The sequence below is a fragment of the Streptococcus sp. Marseille-P6264 genome (assembly GCF_902460355.1).
In the GTDB taxonomy this organism is placed as follows: Bacteria; Bacillota; Bacilli; order Lactobacillales; family Streptococcaceae; genus Streptococcus.
The window spans coordinates 124,834-146,473 of sequence record NZ_CABPTO010000001.1 but is presented as its reverse complement, the minus strand read 5'-3'; the positions used below and the strand labels follow the sequence as shown (position 1 = coordinate 146,473).

Annotated in this window: 22 protein-coding genes and 1 pseudogene; all 23 read right to left on the bottom strand. The window is 37.6% G+C overall.

All coding sequences use genetic code 11. The features are described from left to right. Nucleotides 1-38: 38 nt before the first annotated feature. Nucleotides 39-527 (bottom strand): prolyl-tRNA synthetase associated domain-containing protein, encoded by a 489-nt coding sequence (locus FZ941_RS00805; protein WP_148886475.1) that lies wholly within the window; start codon nucleotides 525-527, stop codon nucleotides 39-41. Nucleotides 528-539: 12 nt separating this feature from the next. Next, nucleotides 540-1,124, bottom strand: a complete 585-nt coding sequence (locus FZ941_RS00800) for a uracil-DNA glycosylase family protein (protein ID WP_148886474.1) — start codon at nucleotides 1,122-1,124, stop codon at nucleotides 540-542. Between the two features lie 55 nt (nucleotides 1,125-1,179). Continuing rightward, complete coding sequence (gene pepV, locus FZ941_RS00795; RefSeq protein WP_148886473.1) at nucleotides 1,180-2,580, bottom strand: dipeptidase PepV; 1,401 nt, start codon at nucleotides 2,578-2,580, stop codon at nucleotides 1,180-1,182. Nucleotides 2,581-2,655: 75 nt separating this feature from the next. Beyond that, the gene (locus FZ941_RS00790; protein WP_148886472.1) at nucleotides 2,656-3,261 is read right to left on the bottom strand and encodes a nitroreductase family protein; all 606 of its coding nucleotides are present in this window, start codon (nucleotides 3,259-3,261) and stop codon (nucleotides 2,656-2,658) included. A 179-nt stretch (nucleotides 3,262-3,440) separates the two neighbouring features. Then, nucleotides 3,441-5,081 (bottom strand): hypothetical protein, encoded by a 1,641-nt coding sequence (locus FZ941_RS00785; RefSeq protein ID WP_148886471.1) that lies wholly within the window; start codon nucleotides 5,079-5,081, stop codon nucleotides 3,441-3,443. Between the two features lie 116 nt (nucleotides 5,082-5,197). After that, nucleotides 5,198-5,647: a hypothetical protein gene (locus FZ941_RS00780; RefSeq protein WP_148886470.1), complete on the bottom strand. Its 450-nt coding sequence runs from the start codon at nucleotides 5,645-5,647 to the stop codon at nucleotides 5,198-5,200. Nucleotides 5,648-5,656: 9 nt separating this feature from the next. After that, nucleotides 5,657-6,103 (bottom strand): hypothetical protein, encoded by a 447-nt coding sequence (locus FZ941_RS00775; RefSeq protein ID WP_148886469.1) that lies wholly within the window; start codon nucleotides 6,101-6,103, stop codon nucleotides 5,657-5,659. 13 nt (nucleotides 6,104-6,116) lie between these two features. Next, complete coding sequence (locus FZ941_RS00770; protein ID WP_148886468.1) at nucleotides 6,117-6,518, bottom strand: hypothetical protein; 402 nt, start codon at nucleotides 6,516-6,518, stop codon at nucleotides 6,117-6,119. A 104-nt stretch (nucleotides 6,519-6,622) separates the two neighbouring features. Continuing rightward, nucleotides 6,623-6,787, bottom strand: coding sequence for a hypothetical protein (locus FZ941_RS10685; protein WP_262366258.1), 165 nt, complete (start codon nucleotides 6,785-6,787; stop codon nucleotides 6,623-6,625). Nucleotides 6,788-7,147: 360 nt separating this feature from the next. Continuing rightward, nucleotides 7,148-7,807, bottom strand: a complete 660-nt coding sequence (locus tag FZ941_RS00760; protein ID WP_148886467.1) for a PoNe immunity protein domain-containing protein — start codon at nucleotides 7,805-7,807, stop codon at nucleotides 7,148-7,150. 21 nt (nucleotides 7,808-7,828) lie between these two features. Then, nucleotides 7,829-8,488, bottom strand: coding sequence for a PoNe immunity protein domain-containing protein (locus FZ941_RS00755; protein WP_148886466.1), 660 nt, complete (start codon nucleotides 8,486-8,488; stop codon nucleotides 7,829-7,831). An 89-nt stretch (nucleotides 8,489-8,577) separates the two neighbouring features. Continuing rightward, a complete protein-coding gene (locus tag FZ941_RS00750; RefSeq protein WP_148886465.1) occupies nucleotides 8,578-9,063 on the bottom strand; it encodes an immunity protein YezG family protein in 486 nt (161 codons plus the stop codon). A 260-nt stretch (nucleotides 9,064-9,323) separates the two neighbouring features. Beyond that, nucleotides 9,324-9,656: a hypothetical protein gene (locus FZ941_RS00745; protein WP_148886464.1), complete on the bottom strand. Its 333-nt coding sequence runs from the start codon at nucleotides 9,654-9,656 to the stop codon at nucleotides 9,324-9,326. A gap of 114 nt (nucleotides 9,657-9,770) precedes the next feature. After that, entirely contained in the window at nucleotides 9,771-10,181 is a 411-nt protein-coding gene (locus FZ941_RS00740; protein WP_148886463.1) for an SMI1/KNR4 family protein, read from the bottom strand. 149 nt (nucleotides 10,182-10,330) lie between these two features. Then, nucleotides 10,331-10,810, bottom strand: a pseudogene (locus tag FZ941_RS10885) (DUF6985 domain-containing protein). Between the two features lie 125 nt (nucleotides 10,811-10,935). Continuing rightward, nucleotides 10,936-11,364, bottom strand: a complete 429-nt coding sequence (locus FZ941_RS00730) for a hypothetical protein (RefSeq protein WP_148886462.1) — start codon at nucleotides 11,362-11,364, stop codon at nucleotides 10,936-10,938. A 122-nt stretch (nucleotides 11,365-11,486) separates the two neighbouring features. Next, on the bottom strand, nucleotides 11,487-11,918 hold the full coding sequence (locus FZ941_RS00725; protein ID WP_148886461.1) for an SMI1/KNR4 family protein: 432 nt from the start codon (nucleotides 11,916-11,918) through the stop codon (nucleotides 11,487-11,489). A gap of 36 nt (nucleotides 11,919-11,954) precedes the next feature. Next, nucleotides 11,955-12,809: a metallophosphoesterase gene (locus tag FZ941_RS00720; RefSeq protein WP_148886460.1), complete on the bottom strand. Its 855-nt coding sequence runs from the start codon at nucleotides 12,807-12,809 to the stop codon at nucleotides 11,955-11,957. A gap of 66 nt (nucleotides 12,810-12,875) precedes the next feature. After that, nucleotides 12,876-14,750 (bottom strand): AAA family ATPase, encoded by a 1,875-nt coding sequence (locus tag FZ941_RS00715; RefSeq protein ID WP_148886459.1) that lies wholly within the window; start codon nucleotides 14,748-14,750, stop codon nucleotides 12,876-12,878. Continuing rightward, nucleotides 14,747-15,724 carry an HNH endonuclease gene (locus FZ941_RS00710; protein WP_148886458.1) on the bottom strand — a complete coding sequence of 326 codons (978 nt, stop codon included), beginning with the start codon at nucleotides 15,722-15,724 and terminating at the stop codon, nucleotides 14,747-14,749. Before FZ941_RS00710 ends, FZ941_RS00715 begins: the two co-directional genes overlap by 4 nt. 75 nt (nucleotides 15,725-15,799) lie before the next feature. Beyond that, a complete protein-coding gene (gene uvrC, locus FZ941_RS00705; RefSeq protein WP_148886457.1) occupies nucleotides 15,800-17,635 on the bottom strand; it encodes an excinuclease ABC subunit UvrC in 1,836 nt (611 codons plus the stop codon). Nucleotides 17,636-17,730: 95 nt separating this feature from the next. Continuing rightward, complete coding sequence (hemH, locus tag FZ941_RS00700) at nucleotides 17,731-18,825, bottom strand: ferrochelatase (protein WP_148886456.1); 1,095 nt, start codon at nucleotides 18,823-18,825, stop codon at nucleotides 17,731-17,733. Between the two features lie 193 nt (nucleotides 18,826-19,018). Beyond that, complete coding sequence (locus tag FZ941_RS00695; protein ID WP_148886455.1) at nucleotides 19,019-21,472, bottom strand: CAP domain-containing protein; 2,454 nt, start codon at nucleotides 21,470-21,472, stop codon at nucleotides 19,019-19,021. Nucleotides 21,473-21,640 lie beyond the last annotated feature (168 nt).

The following is a 21,640-nucleotide window of genomic DNA, read 5'->3' as shown; positions in this document are numbered from 1 at the left end:
ATACTGCAAGGCAAGAAGCCCCACAGCATTTTTAAAAATTAAAGTTCCAAAATCTGATAATCATAGCCCAGATGAGCCAGGAACTTAAAAAGATCTTGGGTGGCGACAAAAATCGTCTTTTCATTGGTATTGGGATGGAAAGTCATGATATCCTCTGATACAATGTCCTTATCAAAATAAACTTGAATATCTTTTTCTTCATTATTTAACAAACCAAAAGGCGATACTGTTCCTGGTGGTAGCTGCATTTTTTCATAGAGGGATTCCGCTGAAGCCATGCGAATACGGTTGGCTGAAACCAGCTCTTTAAATAGGTCCATATCCAAACTTTTCTTGTCATCCATAATCAGAAGATAATATTGAGTTTTCTTCTTATTGGTCAAAAACATAGACTTAGTCCGGACTCCTTCAATTCCTTCGATAAAGGCGTCAGCTTGCTCTGTGGTGAATGCAGGTAGGTGCTCCACTACATCAAAGGTGATCCCCAACTCTTGCAACTTATTAGCCACTTGTTGATAAGCATCCATAGTTTTCCCCCTTTATTGATGAATAACCTTTTGTACCAATGCTTGCAATTCTGGCACTACCTCTGCCTCAAACCAAGGATTTTTCGCCATCCAGATTTGATTGCGGGGCGATGGGTGTACCAAGGGAAAAAAGTCTGGCAGGTAGTCTTGATAATGCTGAACCGTCTCGGTCAGTTTGACATTTCCTTTTTGCTGCAGATAGTATTTCTGCGCATACTGACCAATCAAGATAGTCAACTCAATATCTGGTAGGAGCTCTAAAATTGGCTGATGCCATTTTTCAGCAAAGCCTTTACGAGGCGGTAAATCTCCAGACTTACCATGCCCGGGGAAATAAAAATCCATGGGCAAAACCGCAAAATAACCAGACTGATAGAAAGTTTCTTCATCAACTCCCAGCCATTCTCTCAGCCGGTCGCCACTCTTATCCTTCCAGTAAAGCCCTGCCTGCTGGGTTTTCAGCCCCGGCGCTTGACCGACAATGTTAATCCGAGCATTCTTGGGCGCCGCAAAGAGTGGCTTAATGCCCTGCTCTGTGAAAGTTTGATTCTGTGGGTCAGCTATAATGGCCTTGGTAATATCTTCTATTGTCCGCATAATATCTCCTTCCTTGAAAAGAAACTCACCTGGCATAGCCAAATGAGTTCTTATTTTATTTGATCAATTCGTAGATAGCTTCCGCATAGATAGCAGCTGCACGGAATAGATCTTCAACATCGATAAATTCATTGGCTTGATGCATAGTATCGATATAGTCTGGGAACATAGCGCCGTAAGCGACACCACGTTTCAAAAGGCGTCCAAAGGTACCACCACCGATCACTTGCTCATGACCTTTCAGCCCTGTTTGTTTTTCATAAACAGCCAGCAAAGTCTGCACCAACGGATCTTCCATCGGTACATAGTGAGGAGTATGCCCATGCTCAGACAAGGTCACTTTGGTAACTGGCAACTGCTCTAAAACATTTTGAATGGCTTCTGGACTAGTTCCCTTAGGATAGCGAATATTGAGGGCAATTGTATTGCCAGCCTTGTTTTCGTCAAAGCGGAAAACGCCAGCATTCATTGATAAAGCCCCCATCTTCTCATCCACATGAGCAATCTTCAAGTTCTTACCCTCATGGTCATTTAGGAGAATATTTCCAGCCACATCTAGGTAATCCTTAGCTGGTCCAGCAAAGTCAAACTGCGTTAGGAATTTGGCTAAATAGGTTGCACCATTGACACCAGACTGAGGAGAAGCACCGTGCGCAGACTTACCGATAATGGTCACAGTGACTTGGCCACCAGCTAGTTCTTCATAAGTAAAGTCTAGCCCATTTTCCTTAGCAAACTGCTCCAATTTATCAACTAGATTTGGCAATTGACCTGATACGATGGCTGTACCAGACTCAGGTACCATGTTCTCCCGCAAGCCGCCAGTAAAGCTATGCAGGCGTGCTGCACCAGCATTTTCACCAGCAAAATGCAGGTACTCTGTGATATTTCCTTTTTCGCCATTGATAATCGGGAATTCAGCGTCTGGCGAGAAGCCAAAATCAGGCTCAGGCAGGCCTACATGAGCAAAGTAATACTCCATGTCTTTCCAGCCAGACTCCTCATCTGTCCCCACTACAAAGCGCACGCGCTTAGAAACCGGCAAGCCCAAGTCTTTGATGATTTTCAAGCCGTAGTAACATGCCATAGTTGGTCCCTTGTCATCACTAGAACCACGGGCATAAAGACGGCCATCCTTAATCGTCGGTGTATAAGGGTCTGTATCCCAACCGCTTCCAGCAGGTACCACATCCATATGGGCAAAGATTCCCAGTTCTTCTTCTCCTTCACCAAAAGTAAAGTGACCAGCATAATTGTCCACATTTTGAGTCGGGTAACCATCGCGTTCAGCAATTTCCAAGAACTTATGCAAGGCCTTTACAGGACCCGGTCCAAAAGGATGATCCTTGTCTGCCTTTGAATCATCCCGCTCTGAATTAATTTCTAAAAGGCTGGACAAGTCCGCCAACAGAGCTTCTCTACGTTTTTCAACTTCTGCTTTAAAATCAATTGTCATTTTCTCACCTCTATAAAACACTTTGATTTAAAATGAATATTTTGAATTAAATTACGATTTCTGTTTTTTACTTTATTAACGCTTTTCGATAATCTCATCAACTGGTAACCGATAGCTAGGTTCTAGCTTGTCATCTGTATAACCAACGGTAATCAAGAGTTCCGGACGGAAACGCTCATCAATCTCCAAAACTTCGTTGACTTTTGATTTATCAAATCCTAGGATGATATTGGAGCCAATCCCTTGGTCAGTCAAGGCTAAAACAAGGTTCATAGCTACCAAGCCAGCGTTAAGGGCTAAGTAATCACTCTTTTGCTGGTTGTTATAGCGAGCAAATTCAGCTGGCAAATTCTGCATGTAAAATTGAAGCTGTTCATCAGAAAAATTTCTTACTCCAGCGACACGCGCGATTTTTCGTGCCCGCTTAGCCAAATCCGTATCTGTAAAGAGGGCAATTGTCACTGGAGCTTCCTTGATTTGATCTTGGTTAGAGCCAAAAGCAATGCCCGCTAGAGCTTCATTTCGCTCACGCACTACTACAAACTTCCAAGGCTGACTATTGTGAGCACTTGGTGCCAAGGTCGCAATTTCAATAGCAGTACGGACATCCTTAGGATCTACCGGTTTGTCATTGAAATGCTTAGTCGCATGACGCTTTTTGTTTAATTCAAGAAATTTCATAATTTATTTCCTTTTCTAATTTCTGTTACTCTTATTTTACCACAAATTGAAAGAGCTTGCAGAGGTTTTTCACAAAGGATTTTTTCATTCTCTATCAAATAAAGCTGTCTGCCCTTGCCACTTGATAAGATTATTCCCTTTGTAGAAGTTTCACTTTCTCCATTCTGACTACTTGAATCTCATAAGCTCTTTTTCAAATCACTACATCCTGAGTTTCTTTCTAAGTCAAAACCTCTATATAGTTCTTGATTTAACTTAGGGATTTCAACTTTTGATTCAGGTTTGCGCACAGAATAATCAATAGCTCCAAGCAGTAGAACCAGCAACAAGACTAATATTGTCCACAAAGTCTCTTTTTTTGGAAGAGGCACTCCTTTGGTCGGGAAACCTTTCCAACGAGAATACTGCTGCAAAAATTCATTTATCTTCATCCCATTGGGGTAGAGTGTCAAAAAACCATACATGGTAAGAAAGAAAAACGAAAAACTATGCATAGATACCCAACTAAACCGAATCCTCATTTTGAAGGCTTTATAGCCTGACCTAGCCATATAAATCTCTAAGCCAAAAGCTATAATCATCAAGATAAAGAAAATAAAGACCTGCAGTTTCCAGAGCTTTCTCAATCCTAAGTAGGACCGTTTATCTGCCTGCTCTTTCACACTGTCTTTAGCTTCTCTCTCTTGAGTCTGAATTTTTGGTGTAGGTTCAGTTACTTCTTGACTTGCTTGAATCTCCTGAACCACCTCATTTTCAATCTGCGGCTTATGTTTTAGACCATACCCCACCACTTCTTTTAAGACTAACTTCAGATTTGTCTCGGTTAGTTTGTAGGGATACCCGCGTAACGTCCATTTCTCTCTTAGTTCTGGATGATCTGGAAGAGATACCATGACGTAAAAGTGCTGTCCAATCAACGTAATCGTGAAAGAAACCCGATAAAATCTAGATCTTACAAAGAAATATGCCCTATAAAGGGAGTCGCCTTCCATTTCCTTCGTCGTTTTGTCAAATTCAATCTTACCTAAAAACAGCTCTTCTATAATTTTCTGTATTTCTAAAACCTTTGTATCAACCGTATCCAGACTGAGGGGAGCCTTTAAAATAAGCTCTAAATCAGACATAGAATCCGTAGAAAAACTTATGCCAGATTTGTCTTTTTCTAAATGTTCTTCTAAATAAGTCTTACACTTGCTTAGAAAAGAGGATAAATTAGAGGAATTTAGCTGGACTGGACAATCAAGCAGCAATTCTTGACTTCCTACACTAGAATCTAAGGGGACAATATCTCTCACAATGAAATCTTGTTCTAGCAGTTCCAGAGTAAAAGAAGCTTTGTAGCGAGGTAAGATGCTTGTAATAATGACTCGATAATTTTCGCCCTTTTCAGCAGTTTTTTCCCACTTATCCGTTTCCGTTTTCCCATCAAAAATATTCTCAATCATCGCTTCAATAGCTCGTATTTTCAGATAATTATTTTCGGGAGTAAGAGGTTCAAGAAAAATCTGCTCTGGCTTATCTAGGTAGTTTTTTATTCTTCCCAGTCCTTCCGCCAATGTTTCTGGCCGATACTTGTATTGTATCCCGTATGTAGTAGGCTTTTCGCCCCACTTCAAGTGTAAATCGCTGCCGTCTACTAAAATATCCAATTTTTCTTTATAATCTTCTAGATTGATTTTAAATAGAAAAGTCGGGCAGTATGAACTCAAGACAATATCAGAAATGCCTTCTATTTCAAAACCAGATCCAAATTTTTTCTGGAGCTCTGCACGGATATCCTTCTCCAAATGTTCTTTATGCTTGTCAAAATTCAGCCCCATCTGTCTTCAACTTTCTTTTTGTTTTACTTTTCAAAACAGCCCCATCACACACTTGGTCGCATGGAAAGCATTTTGCCTCTGCTTTTCTATCATTCAACTAGAGATTGTCTTAAGCATTAAGCTTGAGTGCTTTTCTTCACTTCCTCAAACCATTTTTCAAACTCTAGACGTGGAAGCAATTCTTCATCCTTGTCATAACGCCCTTCATAACTATAGCGACTATCAAGGCTGTTTTTCTGTGCATCATAAATCAACCACATTTCAGTTGGGTGTTCACGATTGTATTCTTGGCAAATATCAAGCATTGTCTGTATATCTTCAAGACCAAAGCGTTGTACCGCTACCATCATATTTTTTGAAGTATCTACTTTAGTATCCAAAACAGTGTTGACTCTGTGTAATTTGACAAAAACTCCATTAATTTTGTAAAAAACATCAAAAGAAAGTAATGCTTCTTCAGAAATGCAATAAATATATACTTTCTCTGCTTGATTTTGGACATATTCCATAGCTAATGAAACCATGTCAATCTGGATTTCCATAAATTTATCTTCAAATTGTGTCATATTATTCTCCTACTGCTGCTCGCCTTTCACTTCCTCAAACCATTTTTCAAACTCTAGACTTGGAAGCAACTCTTCATCCTTGTCATAACGCCCTTCATAGCTATAGCGACTTTCAAGCCTGTTTTTCTGTGCATCATATACAAGCCACATTTCAGTTGGATGTTCGCGATTGTACTCTTGGCAAACATCAATCAATTTTTGTATATCTTCAGCTCCATATCCCAATAGAGCGAATGCCATATTATCGGAATCATCTATTTTTTTTGTCGCAACTTCATTAACTTTATCCATTTCGATTACAATACCATTAATCTTATAAAAAACTTTATACGATTGCAATGCTTCTTCAGAAATGCAATAAATATATACTTTTTCTGCTTGATTTTGGACATATTCCAGTGCTAGTGAAATCATGCTAGCCTGAACTTCCATAAATTTATCTTCAAATTGTGTCATTGCTACATTCCTTTTATATTTTCAATAAAACTTCCGCTTTATCTGAGTTTAGAAAATCTTTCAGTATACGCAAAGTATGTTCAATAGAATCTTTATTACAGCCATACACTCTTCTTATACTCTTATCATCAATAAGCTTGGATAAAAAGGTGACTGAAAATCTCTCTTCATCAGTTTTAGTAAACCAAATGTTAAATAATCCACCCTCTCCTGCTTCCAATTGCGTATTGTTACCTGTTGATGAAATACCTATTATCATATAATAACCGTTATAGACGAACGGAAAATTAAAATTTTCATCTTCTCCTTCATTAATCGCAATCGTATCAAGATCAATCGAAAAAATTTTCTCTAAAGCTTGCTTGACATTCTGATAACCTAAACTATCTCTTATTGGTAAGTATTGTTCGCTCATTTATAAGGACTCCACATATTCCTAAAAATCCTCACTTTTATATCTTTTTCTCTCAAAAGATTCATTTCATTCTTGAACATTCCATCTTCTATGAAAAAATACCCTTATAAAACCTTATAGTACCCCTTAGTATAACCACAAGGAATGTAGCCCGCTTGGTATAAAGCATACAAATCATCGAAAAATGTTGACTCAGCTTGAGGAATCTCTTTTTTGATGGTCAAATAGATAGCCAAGCCAATGAAATCAAATTCAATCTGATCTTTCATGGATACTACCAGTTTACCTTCCGCAATCAGGTTGTCTAATCGTGCTTCAATTTCAGGAATGATTTCCTCTTTTGCATTATTTGCCAGTGAATTCCAGTGTTTATAAATGTCACTATGGTTTTTAAAAAGATAAACACTAAAATCACCATCTTTCTCTAATACAAAATTCTACCATTTTAAACTATTAATGTTCTTTTCAGCTTCTTTTACCGTCTTTAACTGAGTAATCGGTAGACTTGTTTCTCTTTCTTCCTTCAAAAAGTCAATATTTATTAATTCATTTATCACATCTGAATGGATCTTCATCTTTATCCCCTTTCTAGAAATCAAGCTATTCTTTCAGATCAAAAGCTTCGTTTTCTATTCTCCCTGCACCAATAAATCATATGGAAAGTACTCTAGGTCTTTCAAGCGCTCGTCGTAGATTCCTTTTATCTTGCAGGTTGCGGCGGTGTCAAAACTCCAGTAGCCTACATAAGTATCTTTGGTATGGTTGTTATACCATGGAGCATCCGAGTGGCTATAGTACCAGAAGCCCTGCGCCTTAGCTACACTCTCATAAGTGTCTTCAATCATATTTTGATACTCTAAAATCGAATGAAAAGGAACTATCTTATCATGGAATAGATAAACCATGTAGTATTCAATCAAACCATCTGTGTGGTCCATCTGCTCATAAATAGCCTTCAAATCATCCAGAAACTCTTCCTTGCGTTCACTATAGAGAACTCCCAAGGCAAATATATCAACCGCCAAGTCAAAAGGAACTCCTTCCGAAGCGGCCTCTTTTAAGTTGGAGAGGATCCCTTGGTAATAAGGAAAGAGCTCCTGAACATCCTTGCCTAGAGAGTAGCCAACTCTTAATAAATCTTCATAATTAATGACCATGAACCTAAAATGACTCATGAGATCTTTAGGTTTTTCCTTTTCAAAATCATCTATATCTTCCTGTAAGCATTGAGAGTACCATTCAAATGCTTCTTGAAAGTATTCCTCTGTTTGAATTTTATCTCTTATCATGTATTAACTCCTTTTCTTAGCTTAATCTCCCTGCACCAACAAATCATAGGGAAAATACTCCAAATCTTTCAAGCGTTCGTCGTAGATTCCTTTTATCTTGCAGGTTGCGGCGGTGTCAAAACTCCAGTAGCCTACATAAGTATCTTTGGTATAGTTGTTATACCATGGAGCATCCGAATGGCTATAGTACCAGAAACCCTGCGCCTTGGCTACACTCTCATAAGTGTCCTCAATCATATTTTGATACTCTAAAATCGAATGAAAAGGAACTATCTTATCATGGAATAGATAGACCATGTAGTATTCAATCAAGCCATCTGTGTGGTCCATCTGGTCATAAATAGCCTTCAAATCATCCAGAAATTCTTCCTTGCGCTCACTATAGAGAACTCCCAAGGCAAAGACATCAACTGCACGATAAAAGGAAACTCCCTCGGAGGCGACTTCTTTTAAATTTGAGAGGATCCCTTGATAATAAGGAAAGAGTTCCTGAACATCCTTGCCTAGAGAGTAGCCAACTCTTAATAAATCTTCATAATTAATCACCATAGATCTAAAATGGTGCTCATAATACTCTGGATTTATATCAGGAAATTCAGTTATTTTTCGCTGTAATGTTTTAGAATACCATTCAAAATTTTCTTGAAAATATTCCTTTGTTTGAATTTTATCTCTTATCACGTATTAACTCCTTTGCTTAGCTTATTCTCCCTGCACCAACAAATCATAGGTAAAATACTCCAACTCCCTCAAGCGTTCATCGTAGATATTTAGCTTTGTTTTTTATATTCTTCCATTTCTTTAAAAAGTTGAAGTAAATCATTATTTTCAGGTTCTTCTCCTAAACATTTATGTTTAAAAAAAGACAACCTTTGATTAGAGGTAAAGGGACTTGCAAACCAATCAGTGTAATCAAACTCAACTTTTAATTGCTTACGAGATTTTACTATTAAAACCATTGCATACCATTTAGGTTGATTATTATTTTCTAAAACCTCTAAAATATTTCTAGAAATACTCATTAATTGATTAAAGGAGTCCATATATTCGGAAAATGGAATATCATAAATTACTGGTATATCATGTGAGAAAATATATTTTTCAGGACTTTCTTTCGTATTAAAATAGAAAAAAACTTCTCCGTCCCCTTCCTTTAACTCAACATTAAAGTAGAAATCATTCCACGTTACCGGAATCATACGATTTACATTATTTGCTATATCATTAAACAATTGGCTTAATTGATTTTCAAACATTTTTAACCTCCTGGTTTATTCCTTATCTGATTAATTCTTCAAGAGGAATATCATTTAATTTAGCTTTCCATGCATGCTCCATAGAATACCAAACTCCACTACTCCTGCTAATATTACTATTCATAGGAAAAAGAATATTAATATCGCAAGCCACCCATAAATGGAAGCAAACAAGTTCAATGCTTTGATTTTAAATAATGCTTTATTATTCTGATTCATTATTGCGATTCACCTTCCTAGGAATAAATAATTTCAGGTGATTATTTGGATATAGACACATCCACTATTTTTCCTGAGCTTATATCAATTTTGCATCTTCTAGCATAAAAATCCGTCGCATAAAGCCAGCCATCTATCAAAATCATCTGTTCGAACGAATAAATAAGCTTACTGTATCCACTGTTAGCAATGGTCCAAACTACAGTTCCTCTACAATCAAGTCTGATAATATTATTTTTCTCCAAACTATCAAAAGGTATTTCTAATAAAACAATACACTCCTCATCCACTTCTATTAGATCTCGTATAGCAAACTGAAAAATTTTAGTAATTTCACCATTCACTATTAGTTTGTTGTTTTCATATTCTACCATTCAAGTAACCTTTCTATAATCTGTTCTATGCCTTTTCCCATCATACTTAAAATCTCACTATTGGCACGTCGATATCATTTACCAAGAAGATCGTACATAGAAAGTCTATATTTCTTAAAAAAGACTCTCAATTAGACTAGAAAAACTTGAACAAACAAAGGTCGCTTCTTTAAACTTATCATAGTTCTTTTCATGATTCCAAAAAACTATGCTTTTCTCAGCTGAATAATCAAAACATAATAAATTTCCAAAACCATCTTCCGCAAAGGGAATCAGTTGGTCACCGAGTCGATCTTGTAGATCTTCAAGAATCTCATATATATTATTGTCTTCATTCTCATCTAGGCTGATTAGATTGTTGAAAATTTCTATCTTTCCTTCTACCTTAAGATGATTGGGATTAGGATAACCAGCATCATATTTCAAAGCGACTTGCTTATAATCATCTGGTAGAGTAATCTGCAATCTATGCTCCACACTTTTTATGATATCCTTAGAAATTCCCTTATAATTTAACCACTTCATATTCGTACTTGATTTCCTTTCCCAAACTTCTCTAAACTGCTCTGGCTCCTGTTTCCTATTAAACTTTGGATTTTTCTAAAATCTTTGCATAGGACGGTTGAAGCTGAGAAGCATTTGATAAAAGATAGACAAATTTATGAATTATATACTTATAGAAGTATATCTTGATAGCCAATTTCAGACAAAAGGCCATTGGTAAATTTTATTCCTATGCCATTTTCTTTATCCCAGCCACAATCACATAAAAAGCCAAATTCTTCAACACTTTCATCAAAGGTTAGAGGAAACATGATTTGCTTAGGCTGTAACAGAGAATAAATTTACTGCTCATCTCCAATTTTATTTAAAAAGGATTGTTTTTCAGCTAAATTTGTAAAACTGGAAACAATATTTGATATTTCACGATTATAGTACGATAAAATAGCAGCATTAGCCTCTGTTAGAATTTCATCTAAGTGTTCTTGAAAAAATGTATAGGCTTTTTCTTGGTTGACTTCAAATTCTGCATCTTCCTCTGCATCAATATTTATCCCTAAAACATGCTGCTTACCGAAAATCGTTATAGAAATAGGTCTTGTCCAGCCATTATTAAATTCTATGTTACCGAAAATTTGATGATCCAATTTCATTGTTCTCTTTATTCTCCAAGTTTGTCAACTAGGTGACAGCAAAAATCTTTCTTACCTTCTATGCAGTCTTTTTCCACTGCTTCATCAATTCAATGCAATTTCATTATCGAAAACAGTTATTGGCCTTACACTTCCTCAAACCATTTTTCAAACTCTAGTCGTGGAAGCAATTCTTCGTCCTTGTCATAACGCCCTTCATAGCTATAGCGACTGTCAAGACTATTTTTCTGAGCGTCATAAATCAACCACTTTTCAGTTGGGTGCTCGCGACCGTATTCTTGGCAAATTTTAATCATATTTTCTACATCCTTGATACCTTCTCTCAGTAAGATTGATTGTAGATCGATATCAACTTGAGAATCATCTGGTAAGAAATTATTTACCAAGTGTTTATGTACAACGTTCCCTTTTATTTCATAAAACAAATTAAAACTATATAAACTATCTGCTATTGCATAAATGTATATTTTATTTGCCTGATCTTGTACATATTCCAGTGCTAACGAAATCATACTAGCCTGAACTTCCATAAATTTATCTTCAAATTGTGTCATTGTCATCATCCTATCTAATTCTTTTAGCTTTTGAAGTTAGTTGATACTATTGATAAAGCGCTCGACCTTTTCAACATGATTATGAAAATCGGTATTGTTTTCTGTTCGCCAAAAAACTCCAGCTATATCAAGTCATAATAGAAGGTGTCATCTTCCATAAGCCGTTCTAGAAACTCTACTAAATTGGGAACAATTTCCTTATCATAATAGTAGATTTTCCCCTTATTTTCAGCAGCAAATCCGATAGATAGCAGTACTCCTTCATTGGCTTCAAAGAAAACTAATTTATCATCCTCAAATTGCTTGTAGATTTCAATATCTGGATAAAACTCAAAATCATGTTGCCTCAACCTAAAGTCTAATACTGACTCTGGATCCATTATACGATTTATATTGTCCACCCTGCTTTTTAGAAAGCCATATCCGACTTCTACATAAAATTCCTTGAGGAGTTCAGGGATTTGAATGCCTAGCTTTGATTCACTATCACTAATCTCATCTAGATTCACTGGATAAAACTGGTTTAAAGGCTCTAATTTAATCTTCTCAAACATCTAAGCCCCTCCTTTAAAACTCAATGCCATCTCTCTTCAACTTTTATTTTCTTTTGCTTCACTTATCTGAAAAAATTGCCTAACATCCTCTACGTAACCATACTTGTCATTCAAGTAAGCCAATAATTCCCGGTTATGGCCTTGATAATTATCTTCGCGACGTAATTCTTCATACATTTCGATAAAAGGGAGAGCTTTTTCTTGGGCCAATTCTAACTCTGCTTCGTAATCATAGGCGACTTTTCGGAATTGGATATTCACCAGTTCCCCGTCTTCAACTTCTAGCAAGGCATACTGGGCACGGTGATTTTTCAAGGCCGGCCAATCAAAATAGGGCATGCCGATTGAACCGGGATTGATAATTTGTTGCCCTTGGCTGCCATAGCGAAGCAACTGCTTGTGGACATGACCGTAAACTGCCACATCTGTCTCCTCAGCAAGTAGCTGGTCAAATTTGTCCGTCCCATTGTCAACCAATAAGTCACTCCCATAGTTTTTGTCAGGCAAGTTATGCGAGAGCGAAAAACGCAGGCCATCAATTTCTTTCTTTGCAACCATTGGCAGACTCCGCAGCCAAGCGATCTGATCAGGATCCATTCGCTCCATCAAATACTGCGTCATACGCAAGAGCTGGACTTCTTGTGGGTCTTCTAAACCATATTGCCCATCTAAAGCCTCTAATACACAATCATCCCAGTTTCCGCGGACAGTCGCTGTGATAGGAAGGTCTTTTAACAAGGCTAGCAAATCATTTTCCCCCGGACCAGGGAGAAAAATATCCCCCAAAAGCCAATACTCTGTCGCTTCCTGTCTTTTAGCATCTGACAGAACTGCCTGCAAGGCCGTGGTATTCCCATGTATATCAGAGAGAATTGCGATTCTATGTTTCATATTATTACTTTCTATTGTTCATTTTCAAATAATTGTATTGATAATTCAAACTATTTAATTACAAACTTATTTATCCGCATCGGCATTACTCATATTTTCTTCAATCATTGCTCTGACCTGCTGGCGTTGTTCCTCATTTAGATTCAACTTCTGTAGTTGTTTTTCAATACTAAATTCTGAGGTACTGTATTTCTTATCATACATCTTTAATAATTTATTACGAAGAATAGGCTCGCTGATCAAATGAATTTCTTTTAATAGTTCTTCTTCATTTCCTGCCTGTTTCTCGTCTTCGTTTCCTTCCTGTTTCTCTTCTTCGTTTCCTTCCTGTTTCTCTTCTCCGTTTCCTTCCTGTTTCTCTTCTCCGTTTCCTTCCTGTTTCTCTTCTCCGTTTCCTGCCTGTTTCTCTTCTCCGTTTCCTGCCTGTTTCTCGTCTTCGTTTAGTCTATCAATCATAGAATTAATCTTTGCTAAGGCAAAATCGCCATAAATATTATCAATCAAATTTTCCTTCATAATTTCTTGTATATTCTTAGCGAAAGTATTTTGTAAAACTTTTCCTTCTGAGTATCCAGTTTCTTGATTCCTTTCAAGCATAATCACATTTCCTGGTTTAATATCAGATAACATATAGGGAGAGTGGGTTGTGAAAATAAGCTGTAAATTTACGTCTTTCCGTCGTCTCTCTCTTTTCAAAAACTCTACGAAGTTATTAATTAACTTTCGTGACCATTCCAGATGCATTCCCATTTCTATTTCGTCAATTAAAAATATATAATCTCTGATGTCCTCATTAGATTGTTGTGAAGTCAAAGCATTTGAAAATAATCTAATAAAGTTAGTTTCACCTGCTGACATACAAATAGAATCAAATTCTAGAATATTAAATCCTAAATATGAATACTGATTTAAAAAACTACGAAGTGAGTCAAATTTCTTACAAATATCTAAAAACTCTTGGTCTTGTGATAAATCTCGTGAAAATTTTATTAATATTTTTTCATTTTCTATAGACATAATATAGTTATTAAGAAGAAATAAAAAATCAGAAATCTTTTGAAAGACTTCAAAAAAACTAACTTTCTTATTTTCTACTTTCAAACTATTCATTAGCGAATCTAACTCATTATCTAAATAACGCATTTTTCCTAAGTAAAATGTAATATCTGACTCACAGTCATCATCATTTCTGTATTTAAAATGAGCTATATCTTTCAATGCTTTATCTATCTTTTCTTTCAAATCTCCTAAACTATCCTGTCTTTTCTCTATAAAAAATGAAATTAATCTTAAACAAACATCTTTAATAAATTCTTTCTTATTATTTAGTTCTTTAGTTGAAGACTCAGGATAAGAAGAAGACTTTGTTAATAAGATTTTAAATTTGAAATCAGAAAAAATCTCTTTACCATAAAACTCAGAATAGACTCTATAATAATTTTCTAACGGAGACCAATTAGCTTCCATTCCTACGGTATTATTATCTACCAACCCAGATCCACCTCCAAAAGATTGATTGTGCAAATTAAAGTAACTTATTACAATGTTCACATTTATTTCTTGAGGTAATCCATCATCGCCATTAATTTCAAAGTTCTCATTCTCTCGTACAGTCATATTATATTGTTTGACTTTGAATTTTTCATCATCCTTAAATACTTTAAAATAGGAATTATTATTGTTTAAATGAGAATCTGAATTTTGTGTTACATATTTTATCAATTCCAATAAAGTTGATTTCCCACTACCATTTATCCCAACTATCGGAGTTATATTATAAATAGACTTTCCATAAAAATTTTCAATATAATCTGGATTTTTATCAATTTTTAATTCATCCGTTTCAAAATCAAAACTTACTTTATATTCGTCTGAAAAATTAAAAATTTGTTTTTCAAAAAGCTCATTATACCTTTTAATTACCAAAGCAATTAATTTCATTCTTCTTCTCCTACTAGTCCAATTTCTTTGCTAATATCTGTAACCATTTTTGAAAGTGGTCTTTTCCCATAATTTTCTTTGTCTGTGTAGTAACCTGTTATAAAACGATTCAACTCAGCTTTTCTCAATTCAAGATTTGTTTGATTTAAGATTTTTGACAAACCATCTCTATAACTATCTGTATATACTTCTTTTTTCCAAATCAATTCATTTACTACATCAATGTGACTTTGATATAGCTCCTCTATACCCAAAATACGAATTCCATTTTTAAAATAAATATCATGAGAATCGATTTTTATATTAATCTCATCAACAGACTTTGGAACGTATGTAAACTTTACATCATCAAATGAAAAACTAGTGTCATAGGGACTATATTCTAAACCCTTATTCGATTTCACATGATTACAGCTATAACAACTAGGAATTAAATTGTAAAATGAAACGGAAAACAGTGGATAGCTGTCTTTTGGAAAAAAATGATCTAGTTGAGCAGTATTTACTACTTTAGTCTGACCGTTAATCTCTTGTTTGCAATATCGACATTCTTTTTCAGCCTCATCAATCACTAATAATTCTTGACTACAATTATTACAATGAAGTACTTTATATGTTGAGTTTATATAATTACGATTACAATACGGGCATACAGAAACGTTCTTTAAATCAATTATTTTCCTCCTTAATCTCGAATCTATCTTTCCATAAGATTTTCTTAAAAACTCTGCTAATCTAGGTTCTTCATCTGCAAAATTATCCAACAATTCTTTAATATTTTCTAAAAATGAATACTCACCTGTCATTATCTTTAGAAAAGCATCCTTTTCACTCTCAAGTCCTGGTATATTATCTGTGACCCATTTATTTAATTCATTTTTAAATTCAGGATAATCTTGAAAATTCATTTTTCTATATAATTCCAAGCAAATTTTTTCAACTTCAGACGGATTTGATTTTTCTATAGGTATCATAATTGTCTCTCCATTCTAGCTCACTTCCTTCCAATTATACCACAAAAGACCGTTTTCACGGTCTTAGTTTATATATTAACTATCCAATTCTGCTAAGGGCTCCGCCACTTCTAACAAGGGACGGGATGGCTCTGTTTGATTGAGTTTTGCCTGCACAGCCTCCGCCACTGCTCGCGGCACGCCCACTTCGACGATTTCATCCACACTGGCTTCTTTAATCTTAGTCAGAGATTTGAAATGCTTCATGAGATTTTGCTTGCGTTTTGGCCCCAAGCCTTCGATGCCATCGAGTTGCGATGAGAAGGAATTCTTAGACCGGAGCTGGCGGTGGAAGGTAATGGCAAAGCGGTGCACCTCATCTTGGATACGCTGGAGGAGGAAAAATTCCTGAGAATTACGGGACAGTTCTACTACTTGAAGAGGATCGCCAAAGAGCAATTCATGGGTCTGGTGCTTATCATTTTTTTGCAGTCCTGCGATGGGAATATCCAGCCCCAAATGATTCTGGATAACTTCTTTAGCAATATTGACCTGGCCTTGTCCTCCGTCAATGACAATCAGATCTGGTGGCGTCAACCCGTCACGAATGACCCGACTATAGCGGCGCTTGATAACCTCTCGCATACTGGCGTAGTCGTCCGGCCCTACCACAGTCTTGATCTTGTATTTGCGATAATCTCTCTTGCTAGGCTTACCATTGACAAAGACCACCATAGCTGAGACAGGACTGGTCCCCATGATATTAGAGTTATCGAAAGACTCGATCCGAACCGGTGTCGGAATGTTAAGGAGCTTCCCTAGATTTTCGATAGCGCCCTGCGTTTTCTCAACGGATTTCTCCAAAAGGTCAAATTTCTGCTGGAGGCTGACCCGAGCATTCTTAATAGCCAGATTAACCAACTGTTTCTTTTCGCCACGCTGTGGCTTGACTACTTTGGTATCCACAACGGCCCGAACAGCTTCTTCATCAATGTCTGCTGGAATTAAGATTTCATTGGGCTTGAGGTGGGACTTTTCTTGGTAGAACTGGCCAATATAGGTCAGGAAATCCTCGTCGGGATCATTGTAATAAGGGAAAAGATTGACATCACGCTCAATTAGTTTGCCCTGGCGGACAAAGAAGACTTGGACGCACATCCAGCCCTTGTCCACATAGTAACCAAAGACATCCCGATTCTGCAAATCTTTAGCCATGACCCGCTGCTTGGTACGCAAGGTTCCAATAGCCTGAATCAGATCACGGTATTCGGCTGCCCGCTCAAATTCCATAGCTGCAGCTGTTTTATTCATCTTATCACGCAGCTCATCGATAATCTTATCATCCTGTCCCTTGAGAAAATCCGACACTTCCTGAGCCATATTCTTGAAATACTGGCTATCCCGCTTGCAAATCGTATGGGCTTCGCATTGCCCCAAGTGATAATAAAAGCAGACTTTTGCAGGTGGATTGGTACATTTTTTGAATGTAAAAATGCGATCGAGCAGGCGCTTGATTTCATTGGCTGCACCGACATCTGGATAAGGCCCAAAATAAAGACCACCATCCTTTTTGACTTGGCGCGTGATAATCAGACGCGGATAGACTTCGTTGGTAATCTTAATAAAAGGATAGGACTTATCGTCCTTGAGCATGATATTGTACTTGGGCTTATTTTCCTTGATTAGATTGATTTCTAGGAGCAAGGCCTCGATATTAGACTCGGTGACAATAAACTCAAAATCCTCAATCTCGGAAACCAAGGCCTCCGTCTTGGTGTCGTGGCTGCCACGAAAATAAGAGCGAACACGATTGCGAAGATTCTTGGCTTTGCCGACATAGATAATAGTACCGTTTTTGTCCTTGTGAATGTAACAGCCGGGACTGGTCGGCAACAGTTCCAGCTTGGATTGAATTAGCTTGTTTGTAGACATATTTTCCCAAAACCCTATCTTTTCAATAGAAATTTTTCATTTCCTAGAACATGCACTGTTACAAATGTTCATTTCTAGGTTGGTAAATCTTAGACTTACTTTGATTCTTTCGCTCTTTTTTCTAACATTTTCTTTATGAAATAAGGCATTTTGACATTTTCTCTGCCCTTTTTCTCTATCAATTTTTTGACAAATTCAGGCATCTGAAGTTCTTCTGTTTCGCTTAAGATTTGATTACTTTCTTCTGAAGGGGCCAATTCGTCAAAGGTTGTTTCTTCTGGGTGCATGTATCGAAGCTCTTCTGTTTCATGCTGACGAATAGTTGCTAATAATGCAGCGATCAAACGGGAGTCTGTGTTAGGCATTGGTGGACGATGATAAGCCACACCGAGTTCTTGACACAATTCCTGACACTCCACGTCATTATCAAACAGCACCTCGATATGTTCGCTGATGAAACTAATTGGGACAAAGATATAATGTTGCGGATGGGTCGTTTGATCTCGGAGATATTCTAGGACATCTGGCTTGATCCACGGCAAGCCAATATCGCTTTCGCTCTGCCAGGTATTGGTATACTCAGATGGAGCAAGGCCTAGCCGATGTGCAATCAACTGTGAGTTTTCAATAATCTGGTCAATATATGGATCTTCAAAATCAAGGGCTAAAACTGGTACACTGTGAGCTGAAAAGATGACCTTAAAACTTTCATCTTTGACTTGCGTTTGCAAGATTTTCCTGATTTCTTCCTCCCAAAAGCCAAGCAAATGCTCAGCCTGATACCATTCTTTGATAATATGGAATTTAATTGTCTGGCTCGTAATAAATTTTTCATACCCCATAACAGAGTAAAAGGAATAATGCGGTTCTAAAATCAAGCAAATACATTCCTCAATCCCGTCATCCTCCATCTGCTTAATAACATCTGGAATAAAGGGGCGAGAAAATTTATTAGCAAAATAGACAGCATACTCTCCCTTTAAAGCTTCTTCCACCAGCCCAACTTCTGCCCGTGTGATGCGTTGCAGGGGACTGCCACCAATACGCTGATAATTATCATGAAGATGCTGAATCTCCTGATCAGTAGGCCGCACGCCACGACGGATATTCGTAAAAAATTCTGCAATATCCTCAAAAGTATAGCCATCTGGCGATCCAAAGGTCATCATTAGAATAGCTTTTTTAGTCATAAGTTCCTCTTTTTATATAAAATCCTCTGCTATTATAACATGATATCCCCTGAAAAGCAGATAAAAGGAATGTTTTCTAGCTAAATTTAAGAATTATTTGAATCAAGAAACCTTTCTTCCACAATTTTTTCAATCAAACTAATTCACCAATAAAAAATGAAGTGAGCTGTAACACTCACTTCACTGTTATCTGCTATAAAGTTTTTCTACGGCGATGTTTCACAGCACCTGCGAGAAGAGCTGCACCGAGAGTCATTCCAAGGAAGGCTAATTGTTCCGCTTCCGTTCCTGTATTAGGAAGGACAACTGACTGGCTAGGCGAAGCTTTAGGAGTCGCTGGAGTCGATGTAGCATTAGCATTATTATCAGTTTTTGGCTGAGCTTGAGTAGCTACGTTAGCCAATGTTTCAACCGATGCATCCTTCTCATCTTGAGAAGCTGAACTTGCATTCGAAGTCAGAACCGTTTGACTACCTGCACCTGCTGCAGCAAAATTAAGTCCACCATTTGCCTGATAAGTAGTTGTAGTGGCTGATGCTAGGGCTTGGCGCACTTCTTTTGGAAGCAGGTCTAGCAAATAATTGTAATTTGCTAGCAATTCATTGTAGACTGTTTGCAAATCAACTAATTTTGCATTCTCAGTCTCAGCAACAGCTTGTTTGGCCTTCAGGTCAGCCTCTGCTGCAGCCAAGTCTTGCTTAGCTTTTTCCAATTGTTGTGGAGCTGTTTTGAGATCTGCAACTTTCTTCTGAGCCGCTGCTACACGATTTTGAGCAGCTACCAATTCAGCTTTAGCTGCTTCTAGTGCCTTATTCTTGTTTTCCTCAGCCTTCTTCAATGCTGCAAGCTGGTTTTTAGCCTCTTCTAGGGTTGCCTGAGCTTTTTGCAATTTAGCCTGATATGGAAAAAGGGCAGACGCGATTCTTGCTGTTGCTGACTTCAAAGCAGCTTTTTTATCTGACAAGTTTTGTTGAGTCAGAGCTAAGGCTTTCTCAGCAGCTTCAAGATTCTGTTTAGCTTTTACAACAGCAGCCGCACGATCTTTCTGCGCCTTGTATGAATCTGTCAACTGATTGTTTAAAAGATTCAGGCTAGACTCTTGACTAACTTTTTGCGCTTGTAACTCTGCCAAGCGATTCTTCAAGGCTGTCACATTGGCACTTGAAGCAGCCCCACGACTGCCGCCGCTGCGAAGAAGTTTCTCCATCGCCTCAACAGTTAGCAATGTGCCGTTATTAACTCTTTGATTGAAATTCCGAACATTATGGAATCCAACTTCTGAAGTTCCGTATGGAGTTCCAAACTGATTTGGATGAGTGTCATAGGCAGCAGAGATTGCATTGGCCTTGTTATCCATCATTTGGACATAGTGACCGATTTGCGCAAAGATGTTAGGCCCCACCTTCATATAAATGGCATTGGCATCCAGTTGTCTTTCATCAGTTGGCAAGCCGTATTGAGCAGCAATCTTCTGATACAAGGCTTTTTCACTATGCCAGAAATTAACCGCACCTTGAGGATTGAAGCTTATGGCCACGTTTTCATTGCCGATCAGCTTGCCCATGTGCCAGTTAGCCTTCTCAAAGTACAAGGTCTGAATTTGGCTGGCAACATTAGCATATGGATCCACTAAAAGTTCTGGAAGTCCTGCATTACGGCGGTAAGCATTGATGGCCTTAACCAATTCCAAGGCCTGCAAGTTATTCTCCAAGCTCGCTGGGCTAGATGGATTTGATCCGACTGTGATATTGAATTCATTTTGACCACGTTTGTAAAGGGCTAAAGCATCGGCTGCAGCATTTCTTACAGCTTCATTATTCGAATTATCTCGAATATTTTCCAAGAATTGCGAATAGGTCGTATTTCGTAAATCAACCGGCGCTGTACTTGCGTTTTTCTGTTCATGCACCAACTCAGTGTTTGTTGCAGCAATCAATTGCTTGGTCTGCTCTAAGTTGGCCTGAGTTTGATTGATTTTATTTTGGATTTCTGCTTGATTTTGCGGTGCAACACTTGCTGCTTGTTCCGCTTTTGCTAGTTCATTTTTAGCATGCTCCACAGCTGTCTGAGCTTGATTTTCCTGATTTTTAGCAGTTTCTACAGCTGCAGTTTCTGCATGAACTGGTTCTTTGGCCTTGTTTAGTTCAGATTCTGCCACATCCACCAATGATTGCTGACCAGCAATTGTATTTTCTTGGTCTTTAACTGCCTGACTTGCTTCCTGGACTGCAGTTTCTGCTTCTTTGACAGTTTCTGATTTTGCTGTTACTTCTTCATCAGCTTTTTTTACATTGGTCTCTGCTTGAGAAATGTTTTCTTCAGTTGCTGCCTTTTCATTTTCAGTAGCAGTAGCCACCTTCTCTTGAGCCTCTGAAACTGCAGTTTTGGCTCCTTCAAGGTCTGCTTCAGCTTTCTTAGTTTGCTCTTGTTGCTGATTTACATTTTTCTTGGCAGCATCCGCTTTTTCCTTGGCTTCTGCTACATCCGCTGTCGTAATTGGTTTCTCGGTAACTGCTGTTGCCTTTGGTTTCGTAGCCGTTGACTCAACGAGTTCATCCGCTTTTACCTGATGGCTGAGCGCACCAGAAATAATCGTTGTCGCTGCAATGCCAGTTGCTACAACGGATTTACCAATTTTCTTGTCCATAGACATCTCCTTCTAATAGCACATGTATCATTTACATTCAGTCCTATGCTATAATACTAACATAAAATGACTGGTTAAACCAGTCAAAACCATATCATTTAAATAGAAATTTTATTACAATTCTATGACAAAAATCGAACGCTTCATCCTAAGAAAGTGGAAATAGAG

Excerpts from the sequence above, each read along its gene's own strand:
- FZ941_RS00725 (WP_148886461.1), bottom strand. The coding sequence starts at position 11,918 with ATGTTTGAGAAGATTAAATTAGAGCCTTTAAACCAGTTTTATCCAGTG.
- FZ941_RS00745 (WP_148886464.1), bottom strand. The coding sequence starts at position 9,656 with ATGGTAGAATATGAAAACAACAAACTAATAGTGAATGGTGAAATTACT.
- FZ941_RS10685 (WP_262366258.1), bottom strand. The coding sequence starts at position 6,787 with ATGAAAGATCAGATTGAATTTGATTTCATTGGCTTGGCTATCTATTTG.
- FZ941_RS00770 (WP_148886468.1), bottom strand. The coding sequence starts at position 6,518 with ATGAGCGAACAATACTTACCAATAAGAGATAGTTTAGGTTATCAGAAT.
- FZ941_RS00710 (WP_148886458.1), bottom strand. The coding sequence starts at position 15,724 with ATGATACCTATAGAAAAATCAAATCCGTCTGAAGTTGAAAAAATTTGC.
- FZ941_RS00785 (WP_148886471.1), bottom strand. The coding sequence starts at position 5,081 with ATGGGGCTGAATTTTGACAAGCATAAAGAACATTTGGAGAAGGATATC.
- FZ941_RS00805 (WP_148886475.1), bottom strand. The coding sequence starts at position 527 with ATGGATGCTTATCAACAAGTGGCTAATAAGTTGCAAGAGTTGGGGATC.
- FZ941_RS00750 (WP_148886465.1), bottom strand. The coding sequence starts at position 9,063 with ATGTTTGAAAATCAATTAAGCCAATTGTTTAATGATATAGCAAATAAT.
- pepV (WP_148886473.1), bottom strand. The coding sequence starts at position 2,580 with ATGACAATTGATTTTAAAGCAGAAGTTGAAAAACGTAGAGAAGCTCTG.
- FZ941_RS00695 (WP_148886455.1), bottom strand. The coding sequence starts at position 21,472 with ATGGACAAGAAAATTGGTAAATCCGTTGTAGCAACTGGCATTGCAGCG.
- FZ941_RS00790 (WP_148886472.1), bottom strand. The coding sequence starts at position 3,261 with ATGAAATTTCTTGAATTAAACAAAAAGCGTCATGCGACTAAGCATTTC.
- FZ941_RS00800 (WP_148886474.1), bottom strand. The coding sequence starts at position 1,124 with ATGCGGACAATAGAAGATATTACCAAGGCCATTATAGCTGACCCACAG.
- FZ941_RS00780 (WP_148886470.1), bottom strand. The coding sequence starts at position 5,647 with ATGACACAATTTGAAGATAAATTTATGGAAATCCAGATTGACATGGTT.
- FZ941_RS00720 (WP_148886460.1), bottom strand. The coding sequence starts at position 12,809 with ATGAAACATAGAATCGCAATTCTCTCTGATATACATGGGAATACCACG.
- FZ941_RS00740 (WP_148886463.1), bottom strand. The coding sequence starts at position 10,181 with ATGAAGTGGTTAAATTATAAGGGAATTTCTAAGGATATCATAAAAAGT.
- FZ941_RS00730 (WP_148886462.1), bottom strand. The coding sequence starts at position 11,364 with ATGACACAATTTGAAGATAAATTTATGGAAGTTCAGGCTAGTATGATT.
- uvrC (WP_148886457.1), bottom strand. The coding sequence starts at position 17,635 with ATGTCTACAAACAAGCTAATTCAATCCAAGCTGGAACTGTTGCCGACC.
- hemH (WP_148886456.1), bottom strand. The coding sequence starts at position 18,825 with ATGACTAAAAAAGCTATTCTAATGATGACCTTTGGATCGCCAGATGGC.
- FZ941_RS00760 (WP_148886467.1), bottom strand. The coding sequence starts at position 7,807 with ATGATAAGAGATAAAATTCAAACAGAGGAATACTTTCAAGAAGCATTT.
- FZ941_RS00715 (WP_148886459.1), bottom strand. The coding sequence starts at position 14,750 with ATGAAATTAATTGCTTTGGTAATTAAAAGGTATAATGAGCTTTTTGAA.
- FZ941_RS00775 (WP_148886469.1), bottom strand. The coding sequence starts at position 6,103 with ATGACACAATTTGAAGATAAATTTATGGAAGTTCAGGCTAGCATGATT.